The organism is Pseudoalteromonas sp. TP27, from assembly GCF_056470645.1.
Genome location: NZ_JARDAK010000003.1, coordinates 153822 through 178849 on the forward strand (window position 1 = coordinate 153822; position 25028 = coordinate 178849).

Annotated in this window: 26 protein-coding genes and 2 pseudogenes; 12 read left to right on the plus strand and 16 right to left on the minus strand. The window is 40.0% G+C overall.

Annotation, left to right across the window (positions count from 1 at the left end):
• Positions 1-30: 30 nt before the first annotated feature.
• Positions 31-906: a LysR family transcriptional regulator gene (locus PX700_RS05345; RefSeq protein ID WP_479520078.1), complete on the minus strand. Its 876-nt coding sequence runs from the start codon at positions 904-906 to the stop codon at positions 31-33.
• Between the two features lie 119 nt (positions 907-1025).
• Here PX700_RS05345 and PX700_RS05350 point away from each other — a divergent pair, with 119 nt between their 5' ends.
• Positions 1026-1526, plus strand: coding sequence for a lactoylglutathione lyase family protein (locus PX700_RS05350; RefSeq protein WP_479520079.1), 501 nt, complete (start codon positions 1026-1028; stop codon positions 1524-1526).
• 82 nt (positions 1527-1608) lie between these two features.
• Here PX700_RS05350 and PX700_RS05355 read toward each other — a convergent pair whose 3' ends face one another.
• The 4 genes from PX700_RS05355 to PX700_RS05370 all read right to left on the minus strand — a co-directional run bounded on the left by PX700_RS05355 (position 1609) and on the right by PX700_RS05370 (position 5573).
• Positions 1609-2628, minus strand: a complete 1020-nt coding sequence (locus PX700_RS05355; protein WP_479520080.1) for a DUF6843 domain-containing protein — start codon at positions 2626-2628, stop codon at positions 1609-1611.
• Positions 2629-2638: 10 nt separating this feature from the next.
• The gene (locus PX700_RS05360; protein WP_479520081.1) at positions 2639-3469 is read right to left on the minus strand and encodes a hypothetical protein; all 831 of its coding nucleotides are present in this window, start codon (positions 3467-3469) and stop codon (positions 2639-2641) included.
• A gap of 161 nt (positions 3470-3630) precedes the next feature.
• Positions 3631-4869 (minus strand): ABC transporter permease, encoded by a 1239-nt coding sequence (locus tag PX700_RS05365; RefSeq protein WP_479520082.1) that lies wholly within the window; start codon positions 4867-4869, stop codon positions 3631-3633.
• Entirely contained in the window at positions 4863-5573 is a 711-nt protein-coding gene (locus PX700_RS05370) for an ABC transporter ATP-binding protein (RefSeq protein WP_479520083.1), read from the minus strand. The genes PX700_RS05365 and PX700_RS05370 overlap by 7 nt, the downstream gene beginning before the upstream one ends.
• Before the next feature lie 80 nt (positions 5574-5653).
• On the opposite strand from PX700_RS05370, the gene PX700_RS05375 reads away from it, so the two are divergent.
• Both PX700_RS05375 and PX700_RS05380 read left to right on the plus strand, forming a co-directional pair.
• Positions 5654-6232 (plus strand): DUF3299 domain-containing protein, encoded by a 579-nt coding sequence (locus tag PX700_RS05375; protein ID WP_479520084.1) that lies wholly within the window; start codon positions 5654-5656, stop codon positions 6230-6232.
• 1 nt (position 6233) lies between these two features.
• Positions 6234-6671: a hypothetical protein gene (locus tag PX700_RS05380; protein ID WP_479520085.1), complete on the plus strand. Its 438-nt coding sequence runs from the start codon at positions 6234-6236 to the stop codon at positions 6669-6671.
• An 80-nt stretch (positions 6672-6751) separates the two neighbouring features.
• Here the strand turns inward: PX700_RS05380 and PX700_RS05385 are convergent, their stop codons facing one another.
• From PX700_RS05385 to PX700_RS05400, 4 genes are all read right to left on the minus strand, one after another.
• The gene (locus PX700_RS05385) at positions 6752-6919 is read right to left on the minus strand and encodes an SEC-C metal-binding domain-containing protein (protein WP_479520086.1); all 168 of its coding nucleotides are present in this window, start codon (positions 6917-6919) and stop codon (positions 6752-6754) included.
• A gap of 24 nt (positions 6920-6943) precedes the next feature.
• Positions 6944-8572 (minus strand): HAD family acid phosphatase, encoded by a 1629-nt coding sequence (locus PX700_RS05390; protein ID WP_479520087.1) that lies wholly within the window; start codon positions 8570-8572, stop codon positions 6944-6946.
• A gap of 109 nt (positions 8573-8681) precedes the next feature.
• The gene (folE2, locus tag PX700_RS05395; protein WP_479520088.1) at positions 8682-9593 is read right to left on the minus strand and encodes a GTP cyclohydrolase FolE2; all 912 of its coding nucleotides are present in this window, start codon (positions 9591-9593) and stop codon (positions 8682-8684) included.
• Positions 9594-9828: 235 nt separating this feature from the next.
• Complete coding sequence (locus tag PX700_RS05400) at positions 9829-10353, minus strand: ZrgA family zinc uptake protein (RefSeq protein ID WP_479520089.1); 525 nt, start codon at positions 10351-10353, stop codon at positions 9829-9831.
• A 243-nt stretch (positions 10354-10596) separates the two neighbouring features.
• Here PX700_RS05400 and PX700_RS05405 point away from each other — a divergent pair.
• From PX700_RS05405 to PX700_RS05425, 5 genes and pseudogenes are all read left to right on the plus strand, one after another.
• Positions 10597-10845: pseudogene (locus PX700_RS05405) on the plus strand (GNAT family N-acetyltransferase); the annotation flags it as partial.
• 166 nt (positions 10846-11011) lie between these two features.
• Positions 11012-11203: pseudogene (locus PX700_RS05410) on the plus strand (N-acetyltransferase); the annotation flags it as partial.
• A gap of 467 nt (positions 11204-11670) precedes the next feature.
• Positions 11671-11994 carry a thioredoxin family protein gene (locus PX700_RS05415; protein WP_415636921.1) on the plus strand — a complete coding sequence of 108 codons (324 nt, stop codon included), beginning with the start codon at positions 11671-11673 and terminating at the stop codon, positions 11992-11994.
• A gap of 19 nt (positions 11995-12013) precedes the next feature.
• Positions 12014-12964: a thioredoxin-disulfide reductase gene (trxB, locus tag PX700_RS05420; protein ID WP_415636920.1), complete on the plus strand. Its 951-nt coding sequence runs from the start codon at positions 12014-12016 to the stop codon at positions 12962-12964.
• Positions 12965-13090: 126 nt separating this feature from the next.
• The gene (locus tag PX700_RS05425) at positions 13091-13681 is read left to right on the plus strand and encodes a TetR/AcrR family transcriptional regulator (RefSeq protein WP_054982011.1); all 591 of its coding nucleotides are present in this window, start codon (positions 13091-13093) and stop codon (positions 13679-13681) included.
• 97 nt (positions 13682-13778) lie between these two features.
• Here the strand turns inward: PX700_RS05425 and PX700_RS05430 are convergent, their stop codons facing one another.
• Both PX700_RS05430 and PX700_RS05435 read right to left on the minus strand, forming a co-directional pair.
• On the minus strand, positions 13779-14189 hold the full coding sequence (locus PX700_RS05430) for a hypothetical protein (RefSeq protein WP_479520090.1): 411 nt from the start codon (positions 14187-14189) through the stop codon (positions 13779-13781).
• 21 nt (positions 14190-14210) lie between these two features.
• Entirely contained in the window at positions 14211-14693 is a 483-nt protein-coding gene (locus tag PX700_RS05435) for a DUF2938 domain-containing protein (RefSeq protein ID WP_479520091.1), read from the minus strand.
• A gap of 167 nt (positions 14694-14860) precedes the next feature.
• Here PX700_RS05435 and PX700_RS05440 point away from each other — a divergent pair, with 167 nt between their 5' ends.
• The gene (locus tag PX700_RS05440) at positions 14861-15745 is read left to right on the plus strand and encodes a LysR family transcriptional regulator (protein ID WP_479520092.1); all 885 of its coding nucleotides are present in this window, start codon (positions 14861-14863) and stop codon (positions 15743-15745) included.
• 268 nt (positions 15746-16013) lie between these two features.
• Positions 16014-16988, plus strand: a complete 975-nt coding sequence (locus tag PX700_RS05445; protein ID WP_479520093.1) for a transposase — start codon at positions 16014-16016, stop codon at positions 16986-16988.
• Between the two features lie 399 nt (positions 16989-17387).
• On the opposite strand, the gene PX700_RS05450 is transcribed toward PX700_RS05445, so the two are convergent.
• Complete coding sequence (locus PX700_RS05450; protein WP_479520094.1) at positions 17388-18020, minus strand: competence protein CoiA; 633 nt, start codon at positions 18018-18020, stop codon at positions 17388-17390.
• Between the two features lie 365 nt (positions 18021-18385).
• Here PX700_RS05450 and PX700_RS05455 point away from each other — a divergent pair, with 365 nt between their 5' ends.
• Positions 18386-19318, plus strand: a complete 933-nt coding sequence (locus PX700_RS05455) for a ChaN family lipoprotein (RefSeq protein ID WP_479520095.1) — start codon at positions 18386-18388, stop codon at positions 19316-19318.
• A gap of 66 nt (positions 19319-19384) precedes the next feature.
• Here the strand turns inward: PX700_RS05455 and PX700_RS05460 are convergent, their stop codons facing one another.
• From PX700_RS05460 to PX700_RS05475, 4 genes are read right to left on the minus strand one after another with little or no spacing between them, the layout of a single operon-like run.
• Positions 19385-20104, minus strand: coding sequence for a HugZ family pyridoxamine 5'-phosphate oxidase (locus PX700_RS05460; RefSeq protein ID WP_479520096.1), 720 nt, complete (start codon positions 20102-20104; stop codon positions 19385-19387).
• Positions 20101-20889, minus strand: coding sequence for a heme ABC transporter ATP-binding protein (locus PX700_RS05465; protein WP_479520097.1), 789 nt, complete (start codon positions 20887-20889; stop codon positions 20101-20103). Before PX700_RS05465 ends, PX700_RS05460 begins: the two co-directional genes overlap by 4 nt.
• On the minus strand, positions 20886-21938 hold the full coding sequence (locus tag PX700_RS05470) for a FecCD family ABC transporter permease (protein WP_197139442.1): 1053 nt from the start codon (positions 21936-21938) through the stop codon (positions 20886-20888). Before PX700_RS05470 ends, PX700_RS05465 begins: the two co-directional genes overlap by 4 nt.
• A complete protein-coding gene (locus tag PX700_RS05475) occupies positions 21935-22744 on the minus strand; it encodes a heme/hemin ABC transporter substrate-binding protein (protein ID WP_479520098.1) in 810 nt (269 codons plus the stop codon). Before PX700_RS05475 ends, PX700_RS05470 begins: the two co-directional genes overlap by 4 nt.
• 139 nt (positions 22745-22883) lie before the next feature.
• Here PX700_RS05475 and PX700_RS05480 point away from each other — a divergent pair, with 139 nt between their 5' ends.
• Entirely contained in the window at positions 22884-24965 is a 2082-nt protein-coding gene (locus tag PX700_RS05480) for a TonB-dependent hemoglobin/transferrin/lactoferrin family receptor (protein WP_479520099.1), read from the plus strand.
• Positions 24966-25028 lie beyond the last annotated feature (63 nt).

Below are 25028 nucleotides of genomic sequence, written 5' to 3' on the forward strand. Positions count from 1 at the left end.
TACATCGTCGGTGTAAAGGGGGTTTACGTTTTAACTATTTATTCCCGCCTTTATTAGCTCAATTACTGTATTCATACGTTTTGCCAACGGCCTATTTCGGTGATGGCACACATAAATAGATTCACTAACCGGACATTCTAAATGATGTGTTTTTATAAGTTGTGGCTTATTGAATGCACCTACAGCATGAGCAGGTAATACCGTAAAACCCAGCCCTAAGCTTACAGGTTCCAGTATTAAACTTATTTGATTACAAAATCCTGTGCGCTTAATTTGGTCAACATGCTCAAACTCACTGTAGTTTTCGCTTAGTAATAGCTGAGCATGGTGCTTTGCATCGGGGTGGCCAATAAAACCAAGCTCACATAAAGCTTCCCACGTTGGGTTTTTAATATTTGTAGGGGTAACTAATAATAATGCTTCTTTACCTATTTTGTGGCTGGTAACTTCGCTAAGCGTGGGTGCTTGAGTTAAAAAACCTATGTCGGCGCTGTGGTTTGCCACAGCTTGCTCTACGCTTGTATTTGGTGCAAAACGATAATCAATATTTAGCTCATTATGCTTAGCCTGTAGCGCTAATAATTGGTTGTAAAACTGCAGCCCGCAACTACCAGGCGATTGTATTTTTACCAAGCCGCTGTAAGGCGAATCATCTTTTAATTGTTGCTCTAAAAATTGCCATTCTTTTAATAATAAGCTGCCTTGTTGATACAAATTTTGCCCATGTACGGTAAGGGTAAATTGTTTGCCGTGGCGCTCTAATAGCGCGCAGTTAACTTGCTGCTCTAGCTTTTTAATATGCTGACTTACGCCAGACTGGGTCATATAAAGGCGCTCAGCTGTTTGGGTAAAGTGATTTACTTCAACCAAAGTGCAAAAGGTATTTAGCCATGTTGGATTTATCATTACAAAATGTACTCAAAATGATGGTTAATGATAATTTTACTTAATATGTGGCGGTTCGTAAACTAACTCCATCAACTAGTCGCAAGACAAAATAAGTCACACGTTAAAGAGGAAGCATTATGAGTCATACATATCCACGTAGTTTTTCGCACATTGGTATTTCAGTACCCGACGTTGAAAAAGCCGTAGAGTTTTACACTAAGGTGATGGGCTGGTACACCATAATGGAACCGACTTTAATAACCGAAGACAAAAGCCCAATTGGTGAAATGTGTACAGAAGTGTTTGGTGAAAAATGGGAAAAATTCAAAATAGCGCACCTTTCAACAGGCGATCGTATTGGTGTCGAAATTTTTGAATTTAAAAACCAAGAAAACCCAAAAGACAATTTTGAATACTGGAAAACAGGCATTTTCCATTTTTGTGTTCAAGATCCAGATGTTGAGGGCTTAGCAGAGCGTATTGTAGCAGCTGGCGGTAAAAAGCGTATGGAAGCCCCTCGTTACTACTACCCGGGTGAAAAGCCGTACCGCATGATCTACATGGAAGACCCGTTTGGTAACATCCTTGAGGTTTACAGCCACAGCTACGAGCTTATATATAGCGCAGGCGCTTATTAAACTTAGCTAGTCTAAAAAAGTTTAGCTAAAAACAAAGGCCGCAGTATTTATTACTGCGGCCTTTTAGTCTATTCAAGTAATTTTAATGTTCAGCGCATACTTTTTCATAGAATGAAGTATCAATATGCTCTTTTAAATCAAATTGAAATTGGCTATCAAAAATATCATTGACATGCCCGACAGCAAATAACTGTGCATCAACACTGCAATTTTTTGAAAGTATAATTCCTTCTATGCTAGCGTGAAAGGTAGTTAGCTGCGAACTGCTGATAAATTCAGGTGTGTTTTCTATATCATCATGCCATCGCTTTTTAATAGGTATTCTGTTGCCCTTATTATTGACATAATAAAAGTGCCAATTGGGTGGGTTTTCTTCCCATACATCACTTCCTTTTGCTTGTGTTATTAAGACTCCAGATGATGGTATTTCAAAAATTGGGACCCCATTTTCATACTTAGATGGTGATCCTTTTGGTACATTATAAATAATATAAAAAGTGCCAGTATAGCTCTCAGGTATAAGATAAATCGCAGGGGAAGGTCTTTTTCGATTTGGGCAAATACTATCAAAAAACTTCCCGTCCCTATCCTCAATTTTTATTGCTTCGTGTATATCGAATAGGTACTTGCTATCCATTTGCTCTGAATTTGTTCCAACAGTAAAGTTTTGAAAAATAAAATCGCACCCATATGTTGGCACTGTATGACCTAACCCTCCACCGTACATAGTCTTTATTTCTTCACCGTTTTCAGTCAAATCCTTATCTTTTACTGAGGAGTCTTCGCTTATAGGCGTTCTTTTACCTGCATCACTTACGTAAAAGTACTGTATTTGGCTAGATTCAGTCCAGCCCTCGTTAGCATCCATTTGTGTAACGAGTACACCCGATGGCGGTATTTTATATACACGAGATTTTCCCTCGTATTTTGGTGGCTCTCCATGTGGGGCGTTAAATATTATGTACAAAGAGCCAACATAGTCTTCAGGTATTAAGTAAATTGCAGGTTCACTTTTTTTTACTTCAGTACAGGCTGAAAGTAAGGCTATTATTAAACTAATAAACATTATTTTTAAAAGGCGGATATTATAAAATGATTTCATCGAGCTGCCTTTACTTGAGTAAGCCATTAAAGCAATGTTCTAAACTCGCTTTTTCGAGCAGCATACAATGGCCGCTGTTTGCTGGAATCGAGATAAACCGGTTATTCCAATCGGCTATTTTATGGAAAGCTAACTTAGGGTATTTATTTGCTTGCCTAAATAGTTCATCGCCGACAGTCCCTTTAAAACTACCATTGTTATTAAGTGGTAAACGCAACGCGCTTGCAATCATTGGGTAATCAGCGTTGAGGGATAAGCTCAGTGGCGGCGCACCCTTTCGAACATGTATACCAAGCGAAATTGCTTGTCCACCTGGGCCTACAATAAATGCTTCACAATTGGGGAAAGCGTCGCCCGTAATATAAGTAACTATATCCATGTAACCATTTACAGTATCAATGTCTATTATAATTTTATATTTAACATTTAAAGTTGGCACGTATGAAAAATCTAATCTTTCTTGCATCTGAGGAGAGCCTGGCATCGCGTGATTAACTCCTCCGTATTGGCCGTCTAAGCGGTACTGGTAAATACTTTTATTAGTTAGAGCTTTGTCTTTGAGGATAACACGCCCTTTTGGTGCTAAATTACCAGAATATATTCTTTGTTTATTTTCCCAAGGTGCTTTTGATGGGTCTGATACTGTTACAGGAGTAACTGTATTTTTCTTTGTGGATAGTGTTAATTTATGCCAAATCCTTGATGTTGTAGGTTTAATACCGCTAGGTTTGAGCGAAAACCCTCGATTATCACCTTCAAACATTAGCCCTGACCAGCCAAAATCTTTTTCAGGATGAAATGACCTTATATTAATTTCGTAGTTTGCTAATTGAATACTCATAAATTAAATTCCATTTGCTATTCTTTAAGTCCGTTTCAATAATAGTAACACTAGCATTTAATGATAACAACAGAGTAACAAATTAGGGGATGAGAAAACTAAGGTCGCAGTGTTCATACCGCGACCTTTTTGTTTACTACATGGTTAAATTTATAAATGCGTTAACTTTTAGAGCCGAGCGAACTGTGCAGCGCGTTTTTATAAGCCTCATACGCGGGGATGGCTGAGGTAATAGTAGCGGCGACAGTAATAACTGCAATCACTTTTAGCGTTTCTAGGTTAAGCATGTTTGCATTTAAAAATAAGCCATAGGTAGCGCCTAGCCAATCACCTAAAAGCCATAAGGTTAAACTCAGCAAAGCTGCCGCTGCTATGCTTGCCAGTATTACTAAAATTAACGCTTCTACCAGTACTAAGCTAAAAATAACACTTGGCCCTGCGCCCAGTACACGTAGCACCGCAATTTCGTTTTTACGCTGCGCCATAGAGGCAAGTAACATGGTTGATAAGCAAAATAACGACGATACCAACACCAAAATACCAATAACGCGTAATAAGTTTTCAACTGTTGCCATCATTTGCCAAAGTTCGCTCATAGCAACGCCGGGTAACACCGCCATTAATCTATCGGCTTTATAGTTGTTTATATCGCGCTGTAATTTAAAGGTTGAAAACTTAGACTTTAAACCTAGCATTACTGCGGTAATGCTCTCGGGCGTGGTGTTTACCGAGTCTACATTGTTAAGTAATTGAGCTTGTTTTACCGGTGATAAATGTATGGCCTCAATAGCGTTTAAGCTTACATGTATGGTTTTATCAACCGGCGTGCCTGTGGGGTTGAGTATGCCTTTTATAATAAAGGGTGTGTTGTCGTGATGGGTAAAGCTTGTGTTACCAATTCCATGGGCAATGACTACGCTGTCGCCAATTTTATAATTGAGTTTTTTAGCTACATCGGCCCCTATTACGGCTTCAAATAATGCGCTAAATGACTGGCCACTTTTAAAAGTAAGTGGTTGTTTAGTGCCGTATTTAAAGTGTTCAAAGTAGCTGTTATTGGTGCCCATTACTCTAAAGCCACGGTGCGAGTCGCCTAGCGAAATGGGAATTGCCCATTTTACTAATGAGCTGCCTTTTAAGGTTTCATAGCTTTTATAACCAATATTGCTGGTCGGGCTGCCCATTCTAAATACCGAATAAAGCAACAGGTTTAATTGCCCACTGGGGGCGCCTACTATCATATCTACATCTGAAATGGTTCTGTTAAAACTCTCTTTGGCTTGCTGGCGAATATGTTCAACGCTTAACAGTACGCTTATACTTATTAGTAATGATAAAAAAGTAAGTATGACCGATTTACGCCTACTGGTTAAGCTGCTCCACGCTAACGATACTAGCATTTACTGCCCTCCTCTTTTAAAAGTGAAGTTACATTTACGCTGCGCTCAAAAAATTGTTGTAAGTGCATATCGTGACTTACAAATACAAGCGTTATGCAGTGCTGCTTACATAAATCAATTAATAGGGTCATAAATGCATCGCGCGATGCGGCGTCTAATGCCGAGGTGGGTTCGTCAACTAATAACAGTTTAGGCTTATTTATTAAAGCGCGGGCAATAGCCACACGCTGCTGCTGGCCAACACTTAATGTATTTGCTGCTTTGTGCAAAATAGTAGTCGGTAGTTTAAGCGCTAAAAGCAGTGCTTTAGTGTCTTGCTCTATTTGCGTATTGCCCGTTTTTGCAAAGTAGTTAGCAAGTTGAATGTTTTTTAAAACACTTAAATACGGTATTAAATTAAATTGCTGAAACACCACACCAATGTTCTGCGCTCTAAATTTATCGCGCTTTTTTGATGAAAGCGTCGAAAATGCTTGCTCAAGCAAGGTTATATCGCCACTTTGCGGTGTGAGTACCCCTGCTAATAAATTAAGTAATGTGGTTTTACCTGAGCCAGATTCGCCGTGTAAAAATATCTGCTCTCCCTGCTTTACTTGCCATTTAGGAATGTAAAACGAGGTTTTATCGGTTTTGTGGTACTTATAGTTAAGTTGATTAATATGTATGGCAAAGGGAGTTGAGGCCGAAGAGGTTGTATTAGGCAAAGATGAGACTCCTATGGTTTGATAAGTGTTGATATGTTATAACGTTTTTTATAAAGCCTTAAGCTAATTGAGATGAAAATATGTCAAAAAATGTAACTAAAATGGTTGCTTGGTTTGTTATAGCCTTGGCCAGTTTAGTATTTACTTGTGAGTCACAGGCTCAAAGTACAAGTTACGAAGAAATAGAGTGGATTCAGTTAATGCCTAAAGATGATTTAGACGCATTGCTTAATCCGCCAGAGTATTTATATGATATTGAAGATGGCTCAGAGCAAGACACATTAAATAGCCTAGACGCTAAACCGTTTGAAAACGAGCAAGACAAGCGCTATCAGCAAGCATTAAGCTCAGTACGAGTGATTGAAAGTTACAACAATAAAAAGCTGCGTATACCTGGCTTTATAGTACCGCTTGAATCAGAAGAAAGTCAGCGCATTACCGAATTTTTTGTAGTGCCTTATTTTGGGGCGTGTTTGCATATGCCAGCTCCTCCGCCTAATCAAATAATTTACGTTAAATTTGAGCAAGGTGTTGATCTTAAAAGCCTGTATGACGCATTTTGGTTTGAAGGCACACTGACTATAAACACCGTTGAAAACGAACTGGGCACATCGGCTTACCAGCTTAAGTTAGACAATGTATTACCGTACGAGGATTAAAGTGAAAAATATAAAACGTAGTTTGTGCGGTTTAGCTTTTTTGAGTTCTTTGGGCGCTGGTGCATGTGAGTTTCACGCGGGAGTGGGTTTAAATCAGTTTCATCCCTTTGCTCGGCAATATTTTCAGCCCCCTATTTTACAAAACTTCTCGTTTGAACACGCTAAACAAGCACAGGTAAAAGTGGGCGATCCCAGCACTGCAAGCTTTAGCTACTTATTGCCCAAACGTTATAGCGAGGTAAGCGTAAAATTTGTTGCACCTAAAAATATTAAATTAACCGGGACTGCTTCTGTGCAACTTGCCAGTACACGCGGTATTCATCGTTTAAAATATGTGGCAAATAAAGCAGGCAATAGTGAAATCGTCATTCAAATTAACGGCATTTTAAATGCAAAGCCCTTCACGCTTGAACAAAAAATAAGCGTGGCGGCCAGTTGATATAACCAACCCTTAGATTAAATACAAAAGGCTAACGTTACGTTAGCCTTTTTTGTATATTTAAAGTGCTTTGCTGCAATTTATTCGTTTTTACCACAGCACTTTTTATATTTACGTCCGTTACCGCATACACACGGATCATTTCTTCCTACTTTAGGTGCTTCTCGTGTTACAGGGCTTTGTGGTGCTGGGCAACAGCTTGTATTAGTACAGCTAGAACCAGTTGGTGCAGGTGATTTATCTGTCATGTTATATTCCTTTTTTAGTCGTGTTTACCACGATCCATACATAGGGTTTGGTAGTAAAAATAAAGACTTACCAAGTTTTGGTTGCAGCGCTTCTATATTGGCCGATTCTTGCCTGATGCTGCTAAAGTCTTCTATGTTATCTCCCACCTGAAATTTTATAACCTGCGGTTGTTGCCAGTTATTTTGCATGCCCTTTGGTGTATAACAATCGGCTGTACCTTGTGTTATTTGTTGGCGGCGAAGGTCTTTATCGTTAATAAAGTGTTTGCCATCTACAGCTGTTTTATCGGCCTCAGAGCGGCCCATTAAACAGGTATTTTCAACCGTTACAGGTAAGCCAACTGCTTTAAGGTTATTCCATGTGTGTACATCGTTTGCTTTATCACGGTTGGTAACCAGTGCTACTTTGCCGCCTTGTTTGTAGAGTGCTTCTATAAACGATTTAGCGCCAGGTACTAGTGTTGCGTTTTCGCTTTTTACCCATGCTTGCCATGTTTGTGGTGTATAACCTTTACCGCTAAGTTCGGTTTGTTTTTGATAGGCAGAGTTATCGAGTACGGTTTCATCTACATCCATCACAGCAACCCAGTTAGTTGCAGAGCGTGGTAATTTCGTAACCGCAGTTTGAGCTTGCTGATACATATAAGTTGTTAATGCCTGATACTCTTTACTAGTTGTTTGCCATAAAACCGAGGCTGATAGCGCATTTGCGTTATCTGTAATTGAAACCGATACCGCACAATGGTCGCTTAGCATGGCTTTATCATCCATATTTTTATATTTATGGACTTGGGCTGATTTTGCGATACTTTTAGCATCCATTTTACCCACAATTATATGATCGATAGGCGCTGGGTAGCGTGCTTGGCAACCAATTAAATGGCTAGTAGTAATGCTCGTTGAGCGCTCATTGCTTAATAAAGTGCGCGTTAATCGGTTATAAGGTGCAGAAATACGGTGGTTAAAATCACCCAGTACAATGTATGGCGTATTTGTAGTTTCTCGTTTTGCTATCCAGCTATCAAGAATAGGTGCTTGTTGGGCGTAGGTTTTACACGCTGGTGAGTCGCTTTTAAGGTAGTCATCTACAAAGCAGCCGCTTTTCATGTGTACGTTAAGTATATCGGTTGGGCCGTTTGGAGTATTAACCGTTATTTGTAAGCCATAGCGTAGCCCTGCTCTTTTTAAGGCTAATTGATCTATGGCAGCAGTATTGAGTACAGGCATTGCTTTTTTTACTGCAAAGGCTACTTTTTGTTGGGTTGATAAAGCACCCGTCTGTCGGCACGTATAGGCTTTGCTGTCTGCTCGGGTAGACATAATAAGTTGCCAGTCGTCTTCAGAAAATATTTGCTGTAACGCCGCTTTAGATCCCACTTCTTGTAGTGCAATAATATCGGCGTCTAAGTTTTTTGCATACGCCTTCATTGCTGCTATTTCGCTTGGCGTTCGTGTTCTACAACCTGTATCGATTGGATAAGCAAGATGCTCTACGTTCCATGTTGCCACTTTTAATGGCTGCGATACACTTTGCAAGGGAGTAACAACCTCACTACTTGGTGAGCTATCCGCTACTTTTGTGGGAATAGTTGATGTACAGCCAATACTTAGCGTGGCTATACAGGTAATAGTTAATAAACTAAACGCATTCATTTTTATGTCCTTTGGATTATTTTTTTTGTTGCTATTACTTGCGACTCATTAAGATTCTTCGTCAAGTATACAATGCCTTATTGTTAAATGTTCGCTGTTAATTAATGTCCTATTGTGGAAATTTTTGGTCGTACACTACGGCGTTGTGCGCGTGTAAGCTTTCTTGGTGTTCAACTTTAAAGCTGTAGTCGTAAATATCTGTTTTTTGTTCAAGGGCGTGCTTTAGCCTGCGGGCAGCATCTTCACAAAACAGCAGGTTTTCGGCGTTAAGTTTAGCAAAGGCTTGCTCGTCTTCTCGTTTTACAGCGGTTTGTACTGGCGTGCCTATAGCCTCTTCCATTTGCTTAATAAGAGTGGGTAAATCGGGGAGTTGTTCACCTTGTAAGCTCATGTTTATATACGCATACGAACGTTGGCTATGCGGCGTTGCTACACTGCCTTGCTGCGATGTTAGCCATTCTAATAAAGCGTTTTTATCAAGCTGCTGCTCTGTAAACTGCTCCGCTACAGCGTCACTTAACGCTTGCCTTGAAAGCGCAGCCGAGCACGGGCAAGTGCTAGAATAAGGAATTGTTAGGCTAAGCTGGGTATTAATAACGCCATCTGTAATGGTTTTGCTAATAGCCACCGGGTAAGCCTGAAACCCAGATTGATTTGATAAAAGCGCCGGCTTGTTTATTACAAGCTCAAAGGCTAAATCTACTTTGGCACTTAAGCTTAAGCCTTGCTGGGAGCTCAGTATGTTTTCAAGTAGTGTTGTTAAAATCTGGCCATTTAGTGGCTTATTAGCCAGTTGTTCATTAAGCAATAAATACAAACGCGACATATGTATACCTTTTGCGTTTGCTTTATTAAGGCTAACAAATATAACAGCCTTGGCGTGAGTATGCATTTGCTCACCTTTGTTATTTAAAATATGTAACGGCAGCGAAACCCCTTCCATACCGACCCATTGTAACGGGCGGGCATTGAGAGAATTAGGCTGCGAAGTAATATCGGGCAAGTGGCTTTTAGCATTCATAAATTTAAATATTCCGGTTAACGATTAAAAACAAGAGGCATGGCAGGTTTGCTAGGTTTAGAGACCGTTTTGCCATCGTAAAGACGCTTAAAAAATTGGTGAGTAATACGTACATCTAAGGTTTTTGTTATACCTTGATTTACTACACTGACATTTCTATAAGTTGGCTTTTCATGCTTATAAGCTCTTTTAATTAGCAGGTTATGTGAGAGTAATACGCATTGGCGGCTAAATATTAGCTTTGCCAGCTTATTACAGGATTATTGCGCGTCACCTCTGTTGAGCCTTGCCCCGTATTACTAATCCATGGCACGTTAAGCGCATTCAGCGAAGGCATTAAGTTAAACAGTGTGACTGAAAAACCCATAACCGGTGTTTTGCAGTTAAAGTTGTAGGTGGCTTCAATATTGTGGTGATCGTGGCTATGAAAGTCTGTGTGTTCATCATGGCTGTGAGCAAGTGAGTTTTCGGTGCTTTGTAAAATACACTGCCCTTCTATATCAATAGCGTGGCTACTATTTTTTAATTGCTGAGCAAGTACATCAATAGCATTTTTATCAGATGGGTTAGCAGCTTGGTGTTCAAACCCCAGCGCATCGGCAGCCGGAATAATAAACTGCATTTGCAGCACATTGCCCTCTTGAGCAATAAGTAACTCACCTTCCCCATGCACATGTTTTTGATCATGAGCTTGGGCATGAGCACTAAAGCCCAACCCTAATAGCAGGGCAACACTCAGCCCTTTTTTAAACGTTTTCATAAGCTAACCCTTATTTAAAATAGAGCTAAATACATCAATTGTTATAATATAACATAGTGGTAGTATCCTAAAAAGATAATAATTAAGGGCGTTTAACTTATAGATTGGCAAGGCTTTATCCTATAAAACGATCTAAGGTTTAAGCTGCCATCCTTTTATTGAATAAAGCCATATGTTGTTTATAGGTACAGATACTGGTAAGTTCAGGTTAGTTATATAAATAATTTATTTTTAAGGAAAAACATGAAACTGTCATTGGAAGACATCACCGCAAATAATTACGAAGCCATATGCGATTTAGAGGTTACTAAAACACAACAAGAATACGTAGCGTGTAATATGTGGTCGTTAGTTGAGGCGCACTACAATAGCGGGTATATCTGTAAAGCTATTTACCTAAATGCTCTGCCAGTAGGTTTTTTTATGTGGGTACAAGAAACCCCTACAAAGGTTTCTATTTGGCGCTTTATGGTTGATCAAACTTATACCAACTCCAATAAATAGCTGATCTATTTTACTTGCTAAAACAACCCATTTCTTTGTTTTAAATTTCGTAAAGGGAACAACCATTTACATCAATTTACGCCTAGAACTGAATTGTTTTTTCGGCGTAAAATTTAGAACACATACTTAATGGAGTTGGTATTATCAAAATAAAGGCATTGGGCGCAAAGCACTATTCATGGCAATTGAAGAGATTAAAACAACTTCTAAGCTTGAACAAATTGAAATTTGTTATAACCCGCAAAACCCAATAGCTAAAGACTTTTATTCAAGTTTTGGGTTTGAAGAAATTGGCCTCGATGAGGACGAAGACGATATGTTAGCGGTTATTAAAATTAGTAGTTAACTCATTTATTTTGCAGCTCCCAATTGTATATTGACCACCTTTCCTGCTCTTTTCTCAAAAAATATAAATTAATTATTTTAAATTCCACTTCCGATCTGTGTTGCTTTCACTTTGTAAGTTATTGTTTTAATTTAAAAATAAAAAATAAAACAGCTTTCAATTAATTGCTTGGTGTGATCTTTTGTGTGTTTATTTTTCTTATTTGTGGATTGAGTGTTCTATAAGTTGTTGACACCATCCGTTCTTACGTGTAAATTTCGGATCAATCGATCCACAAGTGTTCTGGGTAACGTGTTTAAAGTTGATATTTTTAAGAGTTTGTTCCTCTTATTTTAAATAGCATCTCTTTAAAACACGTTTATAACTCTGATATTTATTATGCGTAGTTTGCATATATAAATACCCTGTTAGGCGAAATATAGGTGTGTCACTGTGGGTCGATTTTTACTTTTAACTAGGAGCTAAAAATGACTAACCAAGTAATTAAATTAAATGATGAAAACTTCGAATCGTTAAACAAAAAAGACGCCAAACTAGTTGTAAGATTATGGGCTGAGTGGTGTGCTCCGTGCCAAATGATGTCGCCTATTTACGATCAAGTTGCCGACAACCTAGCCGATGAAAACCTAATTATGGGTGAGCTTAATATTGATGATTTTCCATCAGTTGCTGCCAAATTAGCGGTAAGAAGTATTCCTACTGTTGTTGTATTTCAAAACGGTAAAGAAATAAATCGCTCTGTAGGTATGATTCCTGCGCCAGAGCTACAAGCGCTAATTTTAAAAGATTAGTACGCCAAAGAGGTGGTAAATGAGTACACATCGAAAGTTGATAATTCTTGGTTCAGGGCCTGCTGGTTATACCGCTGCTATTTATGCAGCAAGAGCAAACCTTGAACCATTATTAATTACCGGCCTTGAAGTAGGTGGGCAACTCACAACAACGACTGATGTTGAAAATTGGCCAGGATACCCAACGGGTATTCAAGGGCCTGAGCTGATGATGCAGTTTAAACAACATGCTGAAAATTTTGATACCGAAATAGTGCATGACTACATCACACATGTTGATTTGCAGCAAAGGCCGTTTGTGCTTAAAGGCCAGCAAACTTACACTGCTGATGCGTTAATTATTTCTACGGGTGCATCAGCAAAGTACCTTGGCCTACAAAGCGAGACCGAGTTTAAAGGTAAGGGTGTATCGGCTTGTGCAACTTGCGATGGTTTTTTTTATAAAAACCAAAGCGTAGCTGTGGTTGGCGGTGGTAACACGGCTGTTGAAGAGGCTTTATATTTAGCTAATATTGCGTCGCACGTTACGCTTATTCATCGTCGTGATTCACTCAGTGCTGAAAAGGTTTTGCAACAACGTCTATTTGATAAAGTCGCGCAAGGTAAAGTGACCATTAAATGGAATAACCAGGTTGATGAAATAGTGGGTGACGATAATGGCGTTACGGGAATTACTATTAAATCAACATTACCGGAGCAGGATAGAGAAACACTGAGCGTTAATGGGGTGTTTATTGCCATTGGGCATCAGCCTAATACGCGCATTTTTAAAGACCAACTTGATATGAGCGATGGCTACATTAATGTGTATTCTGGGTTTGAAAATGGTGAAACATTAACGAATATTCCGGGCGTATTTGCCGCAGGGGATGTAAGCGATAACCATTATAGACAGGCAATAACATCTGCCGGTACTGGGTGTAAAGCTGCACTAGATGTAGAGCAGTACTTTACTCGCTTAGGTGCTTAGCACAGCAACAGTATTTAAAACTTATGATATGATCAACTTAATGCCCGACAATACTTTGTATTTCGGGCTGGAGTGTTTTAACTAACAATACACTTATTTTAAATTTACTTATTTGAGGTAATTTATATGGCCCGAACCGGACGCCCACGCCAGTTTAACCGTGAAGATGCAATAAAAAGTGCAATGGATTTATTTTGGCAAAAAGGCTATGAATCCACTTCTTTAGCTGAGCTACGCAAAGTGTTAGGCAATATTTCATCTGCGAGTTTTTACGCAGCATTTGGCTCAAAGCAAGCGCTATACAGTGAATGTTTAGCACTTTATACCAGTACCTGTGGAGAGACCTTTTCGGAGCTAGAAAACGAGTCAGTTCCAGCAAAAGCAGCGATTAAAAATATGGTGTTTAAAACCATTCATATGCAAACCTCAACTAAGCAACCCTCGGGCTGCATGATTGTTTTATCTGGCTTAAACTGTGGCGACGAAAACAAAGAAGTTGAGCAAATGGCACTGTCGGTACGTAACGACATTCGTAAAGCGCTCGTAAAATGCATAGAGCGCGGAACAGCCCAGCAAGAGTGGCAACAAGAAATGCCCGTAGAGCAATTTATGCTAATTTTAGATACCTTTATTAATGGCCTTTCTATTCAATCGAGAGATGGTATTGCACGCGAAAAACTTTTAGAAGCCTGCGAGTTATTTTTAGATAGGTGGTAATAAACAGATTTCGAGTAAGTTAAATACATTAATCAAAAAACAAGGCGCACTTTTAATAAAAAGTGCGCCTTGTTTGTTTTAGTTTCGGTATTTAATTTTAAACTATTTTAGCAGGTAACTTAGCGGCTGTTACTGCTAAATAAGTGAGTCCAATAATACCTGTTAGCGCAAAGGCCGATAAAATAAACGGATCAACTAACAGGTTATCTTTAAATTCAAAGGTGCCTGCTGATATTTTTTTCCATCCCATAAAATGCTGATTAGCGGCAACTGTTGCGCCAAAAAAACCAACCACTAAAGCAAAATATTTGCCTATCCAGTGTGTAACTGCGGGCGTTACTAATAATAAACCTAAAAGGCCAATCACTGAGCGCTGCACTCTACAATAGGGGCACACATAAACAATGCCTAATAAATCTGTGCTCCACGCGGTTATTGAAATAACAATAGCTATTAAGCCCACTATTTTAATATGCGTAGAGTAGGTGCTTAAATTTAAAATGTTCATATGACTCTCACTAGCTCTAGCTTAGACTAATACAAGTGCGGTTAAAAACATACCTAAGCCAAATATGGTGTGGGCTACAAAGCTTTTGATGCGGGTAACTGTTGGGTTAGGTGTTTTTGCACCAGCTATACCCGCTCCCATGCCCGGCATCATAATAAAAAAGGGGGCAACTATGCCAAACCACGCCACAAGTAAAGTGGGTAGTATGGTTGGCAAATCAAGCCATTGGGTGTTTACACACACCATTAATATTAAGCCATACGCTATGCCTATTAGGTAATGTACAACCCAACCAATGGCAAGCTCGCCAGGTATTTTTTCAGCCTTAGGTAGTGCAGGCTGATAAAATTGCCCCGACTTCATGTGGCCTACCCAGCGCCCGACTAATCGCCAATTTGTCGCTGGTAAATCAAAAAACTTAGCGAGTAACCCCGCGTAAATATCTAGCACTATGGTGCCCCCTATACCTATTAATATAAAAGTATAGATAGAGTCGTTGATCATGTGTTGTGTCTCCCGGTAATGCGTTAAATGCTAGGCGTTTTGCTGTTGAGTATACATAGCACAAATAGCAAAGCGCGTAGATTTATTTATGTAATGTGATAATATTACCAAAACACCATTATGAACACTAATGGTAAAAACTGATTTTGGAATGAATTTAAATCATAATGCTTGAACGTAATCATCTACACATCATTAAAGAGGTTAATCGCCTTAAAAGCGTGACCGCCGCGGCCGAAAGTTTAAACTTAAGCCAGTCGGCTGTGAGCCATACTATTGCTAAATTAGAGCGCCGATTTGGGGTAAAACTGTGGCACCGTAAAGGCAATACGCTTGTGTATTCTCAGGCGGGGCTTTATTTACTTTCGCTTGCAGACAAAATGGTCGCAGAGTTTGAATATGCAGAGCGAGTATTGCAAGAGTTTGCCCAAGGCCGCCGAGGAATAATGCGCATAGGAATGGAGTGCCACCCGTGTGAGCAATGGTTAATGGGTAAAATTCAGCAATTTTTAAAAGCATGGCCAGAGGTAGACGTAGAAATAAAAAGTGCCTTTAGATTTGATGGTATAGCAGCGCTAAAAGCTAACGAAATAGATGTGTTAATAACACCCGATCCCGTAAATACCGCAGGTTTAAACTTTAGGTCGGTGTTTAACTACAATTTATGTATTGTAGTGAGCGAGCAAAACCCGCTTTACAATAAGGCGTTTGTTACAGCGCAAGATCTAGAAAACCAAGTACTTTACACCGTGCCCGTAGGCTACAACCGCTTAGATGTATACACCCGATTTTTAGACCCCGCTAACGTGCAACCTAAACGCAGAGTACCCATAGAAACCACCGAAATGATGCTGCAATTAGTGTCTGCGAACCGTGGTGTGGCAGCATTACCAGAGTGGCTAGTGTCGTCGCACGAAAGCCGTTTAGGCATAAAAGGCATCCGCATAGGTAATAAAGGGCTGCAAAAAAGCGTGAATGTAGGCGTGCGCGATGACGACTTACAGCTTGATTATGTAAAAGGGTTTATAGAATCAACGCGCTCTAATGTTTAAAAAGCTTTGTTGTAAAATGTAGGGCGTTAAAGTGCAGTAATAATTTAGGAAAGTATTAACTTGAGCTGTTAGATTTGATCAATAAACTAGACATCCATCCTAAATTTGCACTTTCTAAGGTTAATTACTAAATTTCAATTAGTCTAAAAAGTGAGCAGGTGTTTTATGGCTATTGCAAGGATCAATAAACTAGACATCCATCCTAAATTTGCACTTTCTAAGGTTAATTACTAAATTTCAATTAGTCTAAAAAGTGAGCAGGTGTTTTATGGCTATTGCAAGAAAACGTCAGGTAAGTTTGGTTGATACAAAATATTATCACTGTATTTCACGGTGTGTTCGTCGTGCCTTTCTGTGTGGTGAAGACCACTTTACTGGTAAGTCTTACGAACATCGACGAGGTTGGGTTAAAGATAAGCTACTTGAATTAGCAACGGTATTTTGTATTGATGTATGCGCTTACGCAGTAATGAGTAACCATACCCATTTAGTATTGTATGTTGATGATAAAAAAGCAAATAGGCTGAATGATAAAGCGATTATTATTCGTTGGCATAAACTCTGTAAAGGCACCGTACTGACGCAAAAGTACATACAGGGTGAAAAGCTAAGTAAAGCTGAACTTATCTTTTTTAATCAAACAGTAAAACAATACCGAGAGCGCTTATCAAGCATCAGCTGGTTTATGCGGTTATTAAATGAAAACATTGCGCGCAGAGCGAATAAAGAAGATAGCTGCACAGGACGATTCTGGGAGGGGCGCTTTACGTCTCAAGCATTATTAGATGAAGCCGCACTTGCCGCCTGTATGGCGTATGTAGATTTAAATCCTATTAGAGCTAAAATGGCTAACACCCCAGAAGAGTCAGACCATACCAGTGTCCAAGAACGTTTAACAAATGCAAAGGATGGCAAACAACCAAAAAAACTACTTCGCTTTGCAGGCATGCCACGCCAAATAATGCCAAAAGGACTCCCGTTTGAGCTTAAAGCGTACCTTGAACTTGTTGAATTAACAGGACGTTGTATACGTGAAGATAAGCGAGGGTATATTGAAAGTACACACTTGCCTTTACTAGACAGAGTGAATATCTCCCCAGAAAACTGGTTAAAGCTTACAACCCAATTTACGCGCGTATTTCATGGCGCAGTGGGCAGGCCAGCCTCACAAGAAGGTTATTGTGAAAACTTAAAGCGAAAGCGGCGGGCAAATATCAGTAATTGCGAAAAGCTACTCGCATAAGACTTAAACCTCTTAGTAAGAAATTAAAACTGTAATTATGCAGTTATTCCCATGCGTGTAATTTAGGTTTAAGGGTGCTAATGACTTACTAAATGGATGAAATTAAAATAACCGAGTAGGAAAGGTAAATAATTAACTAAAAAGTAGATTTTATGGCACAGTTTTATTTTTTTAATTAGAGTGGCTGTCTAGTTTAGTTTTTTACTAAATGGATGAAATTAAAATAACCGAGTAGGAAAGGTAAATAATTAACCTAAAAAGTAGATTTTATGGCTCAGTTTTATTTTTTAATTGGAGTGGCTGTCTAGTTTAGTTGGTCTAGTTTAGTTGTGGTCCCGCTGTTAAAATTTGCGGTGGAAAGTGAGCTTTAGCGCTTGCTGTCCACCTCAGGGCGTGTTGTTAGGTGTATTTACCACCTAGCCCGTTTACAAGAGTTTCTTTAGGAATAGCTTTAACTAAACCCTTTTTACTCTTAGGATCGAATTGGAGTAAATGCCAGACTAAATCAGTTCCGAAGTCGATATATACAGGCTTAGGTGATTTACACCATTTAGCAAATATTTTACTTCGACCATGCCACCTCAGCATTCGTAAAGCTGGATCTTCAGTATGTGGTGAATAAACACTCAAACCAAAATTCACTCTATCAAATTCATTCTTACAACCATCTACTATCCAGATCATATTGTTATAAAATGCTTCTCTTAAACGAGCTTCATCTTCTTTTATAGAATAACTTTGTATTTCAATAACAGTTTGATTAATAAAAACATCTGCAATATGTTTTTCATTGGTGATCTGTTGATTAAAAATAATTTCTTGTGATTCCACAGGAAAATAATTTTTCCATTTCCTGTGCCATTCACCTTCATTTTCCCACCAAGGGTCGCAGTTTACTTTAGACTTATGTGCCCAGTGATGAACTTTGAAATTACCACACTTTGCAATTGTTTCACTTCCACAGCAAAAGCAAATACCAGTGCCGCCTTTGAATGGTTCTGCTCTAAAACCGTCAACAAGTGAAAACTTCATGCTAATTCCTTATAAACTAAACAACTTTATCAGAGGACACTTTCCCTATTTTAGCGTGAAAACGTCCTTATTTTGTGAGCTTACATTAATAGCAAATAGTGTAAGTGATTGCCAGTTATAAATATTATGCTTTCTGTAACTAATATAAACTTGTAAAAATGAGGAAAGTGTCCTCTTCTTATGACTAAGCTAACGCCCCCCTGAATGACGCTAGAACGCCCTTAACTGCCTATTAGTTGCACTCTACAACCCGTTATTTAATCTTCATTGCTTATTTATTTTGTACTGTTTTTGGCTGGCTTAATACGTATTATAAATATATGATATTGATTATTATTTGTATTAACAGGTTTTGAAAGGTGAGTATGAAAAAGTCTATGTTAACTCTGGCGTTAGTTATGGGTTTGAGTGGTTGTAGTACAACCACTGTGCTGCCTGATAAAAGCTCATCGCTTTATTACTCAGCACTTTACAATGCACAAACAAAGCCTGTTAGCTCTGTATTATTAGAGCCCACGCTATTAAATGCCGATGTGGTTTTAGTAGGTGAATGGCATACGCACCCGGGTGTGCATTTATTTCAGGCTGAATTATTTGAGCAATTAAGCAAAAGTAATAAACGCACTGCCCTGTCGCTTGAACAATTTAGCCGCGCAGATCAGCCTATTTTAAACCAGTACGTAAAGGGTGAAATTGGTGAGCAGTACTTAATTGATAACACCCAAGCGTGGCCTAATTATAAAAGTGATTACCGTGCGCTGGTAGAGCTGGCAAAAACGAACAATAGCGATGTAATCGCTGCAAATGCGCCAAAAAATATTGTTACGTGTATTGGCAGGCAAGGCATAAGTTACCTAAATAAACTTGATGAAACACAGCAGAGCTTCATTGCAGCCGCTATTGATACTTCACCCAGTGAATATAAACAACGTTTTATGGCGTCAATGCACCACGGCACGCCTAGTCAAAACGAAAACTATTTTGCAGCACAAGTTACCTGGGATGAAACCATGGCTGAGTCTATTGTTAACTATGTAACAGCACATAAAAATACGCAGGTAATGCATATTGCGGGCGATTTTCATGTAAAAAATGGCGAAGGTATAGCGCGTGTTATTAAACGTTTAGCGCCAGAGTTAAATGTTGTTTGGATATCGCCGGTAACAAGTGTGCAAGCTAATAAAAGTGGGTATCAGTTGCAGGTTAACCCTTTGCCACCCCGTTATGTACAAAAAGAACATCAACAAGCGGCTTTTAAAGCTTTAGCCAAACGAGGCGAGCAAACAGCTTGCTTATAAAATAACGACATAGTTAGTAAACCTCTTAACCAGAGCTCAGGTTAACTATGTCGTCATGTATTTATTTTAGTTACTTCGTGCTTGATTGGTTAACGTAACCAGCGCTTTGCGAACCTCTAACGGGCTGTTGCACTGGGTTTTAAAGTTAATAAAGTAGTTACGCTTTTGACTTTGTATATAAAAGCCTGTGGGTAATAAACCGCTCATTATAGGGGTGTTATCGGCTACGTTATAGTGCTGCATTAATATGAGCGACATGGCGTCTTGATGATCGTCATTCATGTGATTAATCATGCTTTGCTGTTGGCTTTCGTCCCAGTTTTTTACTTCGTCTTGCCATTCGTTTTGCTCAAGCCAAAATATTTTTCCAAAGCCACCAATGTAACGCGCACGTATTACGTCTAATTGCCACAATTGAAAGTCGTGCGCGTTGCGATAGCTGGCGGCTTCGGGGTATAAGGCAATATAGTTATTAAGTAAAGTGTTTGCTTGCTCACTTGGCACAACAGAGCCATCACCTACAAGCGTTACTCGCCCGTGCTCGTTTTGGTCGCCGTAGTCGGCGGCATCAAAAATAGTAAGGCTCATACGAGAGTCGTGCTTTAGGTTTTTAGTGTGCTGGGCTATATCGCTAATAAAAAAGTATAGTCGGCCTTGTTCGTCGCACATATAGGGGGTTACCGAGCCAAACGGGTAGCCACGTAAATTATTAGAAATAGTCGACATGACACCGGCATTGGTTTTGTATACCAAGGTGCGTGCATCGTTTAATGCTTGCTCTCTCATAAAAACTCCTGACGTTGGGAAAAAACCATGGGTGCATCGTTATAAGGATGAGGATTTACGTGCAGTTTCATGGCGTACATTTGTTGTAAGTTTTGTTCAGTTAAAACGGTGTTTATAGGCCCACTTTGCAGCACTTTTTTGTTGTGCAATAAAATAGCATCGGTTGCATAAAGGCTGGCTAAATTTAGATCGTGTATTGCAATAATGGCGCTGTTGCCCTGCTCAACAAAGGTTTTAACGCAGCTGAGCAGTGCATGTTGGTGGCGCATATCAAGTGCTGATGTAGGCTCGTCGAGCAGCATTAGTTTTGGCTCTGCCGATTGTGTAAAGGCATTAAGCTGCGCTAAAGTTCGCGCCATATGAACTCGTTGTTGCTCTCCGCCCGAAAGCGCACTTACGCGGCGAGTTAAGTAATGGCTTAAATCCATAATCGCGGCGTATTTATGTACTTTTTCGATTTGCATTTTTAACGACTCTACATACGGGTAGCGGCCCATTGCAATAAGCTCAAATACAGTAAAGTCAAACCCTACGTGGTTAGCTTGCATCATGACTGCGCGTTGTGTTGCAAGGCGTTTTTTAGCGTGTGAGGCTAAAGGTTTTGTATTAAAAAGTACACTGCCTGTAAAGGAATGCATTCCTGCTAAGGTATGCAGTAAGGTTGATTTACCCGCGCCATTTTCACCCAGTAGTGCGACAAGCTGCCCTGCTTTGGCACTGCCGCTAATGGTGTTTAAAACGTTATGATTATCAAAGCCAACACTTAGGTTGTTAAACGTGATCATGACCAACCTCGCTTATTTTTAACGATTAAATAAATAAACAATGGCGCACCTAAAAGCGCAGTAATAATGCCAATGGGTAGCTCGGCAGGCATTATTACAATGCGTGCTAACCAGTCAGAAAGTAGCAATACCACCACGCCAATTAACATACAAAGCGGCAGCATATTACGTAAATGTGGCCCCACCATTAAGCGGGCAATATGCGGGACTACCAAGCCAACAAACCCTATTAAACCGGTAAGCGCTACAACCGCACCTACTCCTAATGCAACGAGTATAATTACATATAATTTAAGTTTATTAGTGTCTACTCCTAGGTACTGAGCTTGTGACTCGCCAATCAGGAGTAAGTTCATTGGTTCTTTTAATCGCCAAAGGCCAATAAGGCTAATAAGCAGTAACGGCGCCGCTTGAATAATCGTGCTCCAGCTTGCCCCGCCTAATGATCCCATGGTCCAGTAATTTATTAATCGCAATGCACTGTCGTCGGCAAAAAAGCTCAGTAGCCCAATAATCGCAAAGGCTAACGCGTTAATAGCCACCCCCACCAATATAAGTGTGGTGATATTAATTTGCCCTTGCTGCTTGGCAATAAAATATACCAGCGAGGTAACACCAAGCGCTCCTAAAAACGAGGCATAAGGTAAGTACAGCTGAGCGTTAAAATTAAACTGCGCGCTAAGTGCTATAAACGCCACAGCAACCATAGCCGCACCTGCACTAATGCCAATAATGGATGGGTCGGCTAATGGATTACGACACAGTGCTTGAGTTGCCGCCCCTGTTTGGGCAAGTATCAGCCCTACTAATACAGCAAGTACAAAACGTGGTAAGCGTATTTGCATTACTACATTAATTTGCAGTGCATCAAACTGATTAAAATACTCGGGCGCAAGCCAAGCAATGGCCAAACGCCAATCCCATCCTGCAGGGCCGTACCCTATGCTTAGTAGCGCCAAAGCAAAAATATACACAGAGGCTAATAGCATCCATTTATGGGTTGGGCTAAGCGTTATGCGCGTAAAGCGGCTCAATGTTAGGGTGTTCATAATTGGGTTTTATATTCGTTAAGTTCATTAATTGCTGTGGCAATACGCGGCGACATACCAAGCGAAAGTAAGCTATCCATTACAAGTAAGTTACAGCTTTGCGCGGCTTTTAATAAGCGTAGCGGGGCTTGCTTACAAAAGGCTTGTTTACCACCAAGGCTTTGCACAACATGCTTTGGCGCAACTAAAAAGTCGGGCTGATTTACAGCAAGTACTTCACTGTTAATTGCTTTAAAGCCTGAATGCGTAGTGGCTATATTAGTAATGCCCGCATAGCTAAATAATAAATTAGGGACGGTTTCTTGCCCTGCGGCAACAAGCCCGCGCTCATTAGCTGAGAGTAAAAATAGCGCACTGTGTGTTTGCGCTTTTGATTTTTCAGGTAATGAGTTTGTAATGTGCGTAATAAGTAATTGCGCTTTTTGCTTGGCGTTTAAATCGTCACCTAAACGTTTAATTAGCGCAAGTAGCTCATTAACAGAAGTAGGCTTTTTATAATGAATTAGCTTAACCCCTGTTGCCTCAATTTGTTTAAGCGCTTGGCTTCGCCCTGCGCCTTCAAGTGCTAATAAGGTGGTTGGGCGCATAGAAAGTACGCCTTCTGCCGCTAAATCGCGGTAATAACCCACCTGCGGTAATTGCGTAGCTTGTTGCGGGTACATGCTCGATTGATCAACCGCTACAAGGGTACTTTGTTTGCCCAGCGCATAAATTATTTCTGTAAGGGTGCCGCCAGCACTAATAACACGCTCTTGTGCAAGTACAGGTTGGGCTATTAAGGCAAACAATATAAATAGGTATTTCATTACACACTCCGGTTTTATTTTTCGGCTATTATAACCAGTTAAATCTAAATGAAAATGATTATCATAATTAATTGATCTTAATTTGACTTAGTTGTAACATCCCCGCCATAAATAATAACTATTATCATTTGGAGTTAAAATGAATCCCTCTGCATTTAAATTTACTGCTATAGCAACCTTACTACTTGGCTCGGGCGCTGCATTTGCCGAAAACATAATTGACGATCACATTGTTGTGAGTGGCTCGCGCTTTGAACAAAAGCTTAAAGATGTAACAGGCTCAGTTACTGTTATTACCGAGCAAGACATAGAGCGCCAGCTAGCTGTAGATTTACAAACCATGTTTAAATACGATTCAAGTATTGCAACCACTGGCAGCGGTGCAGGCGCGCAAACACTCACCGTACGTGGTGTTGGTGGTAACCGTGTTGTATTTATAAAAGATGGCCGACGTACCAACGATGGCTATGCAGGCGGAGGGGGTTATTTAGTTGGCCGTAATTACTTTGATGTAGCAGGCGTAAAACAAGTAGAAGTAGCCAAAGGTGCTGCATCGTCTTTATATGGCTCTGATGCACTCGGTGGCATTGTGGTTATAACCACTAAAGATCCAAGCGATTACTTAAAAGATAGCAGCAGCTTTGTAAAAATGGCGCTGGGGTATCAAGGTCAAAGCAACCAAATTGCCGCTGATATTACCGCTGCAAAAGACTTAGGCGACTTTGCTGTAAGCGCCGTTTATAGCCACCGCGACAGCGAGGAAGTACAAAACTATGGCGAAAACTTACCCGGTTATGATGCAAAGTCGGATGCTTTATTAGTTAAATTTGAGCAACAGCTTGATGAAAAACGCACACTTAAATACACCCTTGATTACTTTAATCAAACAATTGAGCAAGTAATAACTCCCGCCGTTCAAGAAACCGAAGAAGACGACACTAATTGGTCACTGGCGCTAGATTATCATTCTGAGGTAGCAACAGCGGCATTTGATAAATGGTACGGACAAGTGTCTTACAGTAGCTACGAGCAACAAAGCGATCAAATTAGTGGGGCAAGCACCTACACCGATTATAACGACTATCGCTTTGAGCAAAATATTTTAGGTTTAAAAGCGGTATTTAATAAAGGGCTTAAAGGAGAAACCACCGATCACGAAGTGGTATACGGAGTTGATATCGACTTATACGACACCACCCGCCCTCGTTTAAAAACGCGTATTTTAGCTGATGGCACGGTTGATTTTACAGACCAAAAACAAAAAGCGTTTCCGGGGGCCGATACCTCTTTAATTGGCGCTTATGTACAAGACAGTATTTCGTTTAATAACAGTGCCTGGTCGGTTATTGCAGGCGTTCGATATGATTACTACACCTTAGAGGCTAAAAATGATGAGCTATATGCCGATGCGCAGCTTGATGATATTACCGAATCTGCTTTTTCGCCTAAGCTAGGTGTTATATATCAAGTGGATGATAACTTATCGTGGTATGGGCAATACGTACGAGGCTTTAAAATACCACCACACGACCAAGCTTATCAAAGCCACGGTGTAGAGCCGTTTTATCAAATACTACCCAATGCCGATTTAGACCCAGAAAGCAGCGACTCATTTGAGCTTGGGCTTAGGTACGCAAGCAGCGATATTAGCGTAAATGTAAGTGCTTTTTATGCAGCATTCGATGACTTTATTGAAACCGCCGTAGTGGGTGTTGAGCCAACGTTTATTCCTGGCGTAAACAAAACCTTGTATCAATATCAAAATATTAGCGAAACACAAATAAGCGGTGTAGAAGCAGGGATTGCCGTGTATGTTGCTGAAAATCTACTGCTTGAGGCAAACGTAGCCTACGTTGATGGTAAAAACAAAGAAACCGATCAGCCACTTACCAGCATTAGCCCGTTAAACGGCTCAGTATTGTTAAGTACAGAACAGGGTAATATTAACTGGACCGCTGCATGGCGTTTAGCTAAATCGCAATCGGATGTAGTACTTGATACAAACGGCGATAAAACCACACAAGGGCATGGCTACGGTATTGTTGATTTATACGCAAATTACGAGTGGCAAGCATGGCAGTTTAATGTAGGCGTACTTAACTTGCTCGATAAAGAATATGTGCCTTTTGAGCTAATTGCAGGCCAGTCGCAAAGTGCTGATTTTAGCCAATACAGCCAACCTGGGCGTAACTTTTCAGCAAGGGTAAGCTATCAGTTTTAATTAGGGCTAAACAAATGGCAATAAGCGCTGCATGGGAATGCAGCGTTTACTTGTCACATATTT

Bases quoted from the DNA above. Each gene is read 5' to 3' on its own strand.
- PX700_RS05375 (WP_479520084.1), top strand. From the start codon at position 5,654: ATGTCAAAAAATGTAACTAAAATGGTTGCTTGGTTTGTTATAGCCTTG.
- PX700_RS05430 (WP_479520090.1), bottom strand. From the start codon at position 14,189: ATGAACATTTTAAATTTAAGCACCTACTCTACGCATATTAAAATAGTG.
- PX700_RS05385 (WP_479520086.1), bottom strand. From the start codon at position 6,919: ATGACAGATAAATCACCTGCACCAACTGGTTCTAGCTGTACTAATACA.
- PX700_RS05400 (WP_479520089.1), bottom strand. From the start codon at position 10,353: ATGAAAACGTTTAAAAAAGGGCTGAGTGTTGCCCTGCTATTAGGGTTG.
- PX700_RS05465 (WP_479520097.1), bottom strand. From the start codon at position 20,889: ATGATCACGTTTAACAACCTAAGTGTTGGCTTTGATAATCATAACGTT.
- PX700_RS05475 (WP_479520098.1), bottom strand. From the start codon at position 22,744: ATGAAATACCTATTTATATTGTTTGCCTTAATAGCCCAACCTGTACTT.
- PX700_RS05440 (WP_479520092.1), top strand. From the start codon at position 14,861: ATGCTTGAACGTAATCATCTACACATCATTAAAGAGGTTAATCGCCTT.
- PX700_RS05390 (WP_479520087.1), bottom strand. From the start codon at position 8,572: ATGAATGCGTTTAGTTTATTAACTATTACCTGTATAGCCACGCTAAGT.
- PX700_RS05445 (WP_479520093.1), top strand. From the start codon at position 16,014: ATGGCTATTGCAAGAAAACGTCAGGTAAGTTTGGTTGATACAAAATAT.
- PX700_RS05450 (WP_479520094.1), bottom strand. From the start codon at position 18,020: ATGAAGTTTTCACTTGTTGACGGTTTTAGAGCAGAACCATTCAAAGGC.
- PX700_RS05470 (WP_197139442.1), bottom strand. From the start codon at position 21,938: ATGAACACCCTAACATTGAGCCGCTTTACGCGCATAACGCTTAGCCCA.
- trxB (WP_415636920.1), top strand. From the start codon at position 12,014: ATGAGTACACATCGAAAGTTGATAATTCTTGGTTCAGGGCCTGCTGGT.
- PX700_RS05355 (WP_479520080.1), bottom strand. From the start codon at position 2,628: ATGAAATCATTTTATAATATCCGCCTTTTAAAAATAATGTTTATTAGT.
- PX700_RS05360 (WP_479520081.1), bottom strand. From the start codon at position 3,469: ATGAGTATTCAATTAGCAAACTACGAAATTAATATAAGGTCATTTCAT.
- PX700_RS05455 (WP_479520095.1), top strand. From the start codon at position 18,386: ATGAAAAAGTCTATGTTAACTCTGGCGTTAGTTATGGGTTTGAGTGGT.
- PX700_RS05460 (WP_479520096.1), bottom strand. From the start codon at position 20,104: ATGAGAGAGCAAGCATTAAACGATGCACGCACCTTGGTATACAAAACC.
- PX700_RS05480 (WP_479520099.1), top strand. From the start codon at position 22,884: ATGAATCCCTCTGCATTTAAATTTACTGCTATAGCAACCTTACTACTT.
- PX700_RS05350 (WP_479520079.1), top strand. From the start codon at position 1,026: ATGAGTCATACATATCCACGTAGTTTTTCGCACATTGGTATTTCAGTA.
- PX700_RS05345 (WP_479520078.1), bottom strand. From the start codon at position 906: ATGATAAATCCAACATGGCTAAATACCTTTTGCACTTTGGTTGAAGTA.
- PX700_RS05365 (WP_479520082.1), bottom strand. From the start codon at position 4,869: ATGCTAGTATCGTTAGCGTGGAGCAGCTTAACCAGTAGGCGTAAATCG.
- PX700_RS05435 (WP_479520091.1), bottom strand. From the start codon at position 14,693: ATGATCAACGACTCTATCTATACTTTTATATTAATAGGTATAGGGGGC.
- PX700_RS05415 (WP_415636921.1), top strand. From the start codon at position 11,671: ATGACTAACCAAGTAATTAAATTAAATGATGAAAACTTCGAATCGTTA.
- PX700_RS05425 (WP_054982011.1), top strand. From the start codon at position 13,091: ATGGCCCGAACCGGACGCCCACGCCAGTTTAACCGTGAAGATGCAATA.
- folE2 (WP_479520088.1), bottom strand. From the start codon at position 9,593: ATGAATGCTAAAAGCCACTTGCCCGATATTACTTCGCAGCCTAATTCT.